At 44.4% G+C, this 604-nt stretch carries 1 protein-coding gene; it reads left to right on the top strand.

Going from position 1 to position 604, the window contains the following annotated elements; translation table 11 throughout:
• Positions 1 to 11 precede the first annotated feature (11 nt).
• Positions 12 to 604, top strand: a 593-nt coding sequence (locus N1032_RS26395) for a toprim domain-containing protein (RefSeq protein ID WP_259543614.1), incomplete at its 3' end; no start/stop codon positions are given.

Here is a 604-nt window from a genome sequence, read left to right as displayed (position 1 = left end):
AACCAGCTTGTGTGGCACTTCCCGACGGTGCTGGTTCTGCTGCGAGTGCCTTAGCTCGTAATCAGAAGTTTGTTTCATCTTTCGCTGAGATTGTTATCTGTATGGATAACGATTCTGCTGGTGAAGAAGCAGTTGCTAAAATCCGACAGATGTATCCAAACATCAAGGTTGCCCGAATCCCAAAGGGTAAGACCAAGGACGGGAAAGAAATCAAAGATGCTAACGACCTTCTTATGGAAGGACGTGGACTTGAACTTAGCAACTGTATCCGATTTAACGCTGCAAAAGAGTCACCATCTGGTTCAGCGACTGTAGCTGAATGTCTTGATGATGCTCTACGTAAACCTGAATGGGGTTTATCTTATCCGTGGCCTGGTCTAACAAAAATGACCTATGGTATTCGGTTTGGTGAACTTATCTCAGTTGGTGGTGGTACTTCTGTAGGTAAGACTTTAATCGCTCATGAGATTGCAGCCCATTTAATGAATGGTGCAGTTAATCCTGAGACTGGTGAAGAGTTCGAGCCAATCAAGTGTGGCATGTTCATGCTTGAAGAGACAGTTGGTAACACAATCAAAAACGTAGCAGGTAAATCGGCTGGTAT

Source organism: Herbiconiux daphne, from assembly GCF_024979295.1.
GTDB classification, from domain to species: domain Bacteria; phylum Actinomycetota; class Actinomycetes; order Actinomycetales; family Microbacteriaceae; genus Herbiconiux; species Herbiconiux daphnes.
Note: the sequence above shows the minus strand (reverse complement) of the source record. Positions and strands in the feature narration are given on the sequence as shown.